Source organism: Massilia sp. DJPM01, from assembly GCF_030348125.1.
Lineage (GTDB): Bacteria > Pseudomonadota > Gammaproteobacteria > Burkholderiales > Burkholderiaceae_D > Telluria_A > Telluria_A frigida.
In genome coordinates this window covers 1-1,018 of record NZ_JAQOZV010000187.1, presented here as the reverse complement: position 1 = coordinate 1,018, position 1,018 = coordinate 1, and the positions used below count along the sequence as shown (strand labels likewise).

The 1,018-nt window shown below is 61.7% G+C and carries 2 protein-coding genes; both read right to left on the bottom strand.

The features are described from left to right. Window positions 1–464: 464 nt before the first annotated feature. Window positions 465–566 carry a hypothetical protein gene (locus PO883_RS35005; protein ID WP_308606889.1) on the bottom strand — a complete coding sequence of 34 codons (102 nt, stop codon included), beginning with the start codon at window positions 564–566 and terminating at the stop codon, window positions 465–467. Between the two features lie 11 nt (window positions 567–577). Further along, entirely contained in the window at window positions 578–877 is a 300-nt protein-coding gene (locus tag PO883_RS34550) for a cyclic pyranopterin monophosphate synthase MoaC (RefSeq protein ID WP_308606887.1), read from the bottom strand. Window positions 878–1,018 lie beyond the last annotated feature (141 nt).

Below are 1,018 nucleotides of genomic sequence, written 5' to 3'. Positions count from 1 at the left end.
CTAAGTAATCACTCAGCGAAGCTCAGTGCGCCATCGGGCAAGCACTGGGCTGCGCTGACCAGTTTTCGTCCTCGCCGCCCGGCTGCGGGCCGTTGGCATCAAATTCCCTCGCTGCGCAGTGGCCGTCGGCACAGCCGGCATTGATACTGAATCATCATGACGCCCACCATGGATATCGAAAAACACCATCGATGTTCCCCGTTCCGGCGCCCCTGCCCCCGAACTGCACGCTCAGCGTCACTGCGGCCGACAATGGCAAAGCCGATATCATCTGCACCACCAAGGCCGGTCCGGCCACGGGGACGGCCAAAAAGTCATCTGGTCGCGCGGCGACGCCGGTCGCTGGACGTGCGCGATGGATGGCATCAAGCGTGAAATACGCGACCGCAGCCTGTCCGGTCAACACCCGGGTGATTGTCCCGCGCGGGGCATGGGCAAGCTCGCCAATTCACGCGCCGTCGCCGTCAGCCGTCAATCGCGGCATGCCAGTCGTCCGACTTGCCGCCCTGTTTTTCCAGCACCCGCACATTGCTCGTGACCATGCTGCGGTCGACCGCCTTGCACATGTCATAAATTGTCAGCAGGCCGCACTGGATGGCAGTGACATGTCGTAAATTGTCAGCAGGCTGACCTGGATGGCAGTGAACGCTTCCACTTCGACACCCGTCCTGCGGACCGTTTCCATCTGGGCGCAGCAATGCACGCTGCTGGTCGCTTGGTCGACCTCGAAATCGACCGCCGTCCGGGTAATGGCCAGCGGATAGCCCAGCAGCACCAGTTCGCTGGTCTTATTTGTGCCCAAGATGGCGGCGATGCCGGGCACGCCGCCCTTTTGCGCGCTGCTCGACACCGTCAGCACCATCGTTTCCAGCTTCATGCGGATGGTGCCCGCTGCCCCCCGCAATGCGGTGGGTGTCTTACATCGCGAACACTGAAATACATGGGGGACGTGTCCGACGATCGACCTGGCACGGCGGTTGCATATACCCAAGTGCGGTTCACCAGTTCCGAATTAATC

Excerpts from the sequence above, each read along its gene's own strand:
- PO883_RS35005 (WP_308606889.1), bottom strand. The coding sequence starts at position 566 with ATGTGCAAGGCGGTCGACCGCAGCATGGTCACGAGCAATGTGCGGGTG.
- PO883_RS34550 (WP_308606887.1), bottom strand. The coding sequence starts at position 877 with ATGAAGCTGGAAACGATGGTGCTGACGGTGTCGAGCAGCGCGCAAAAG.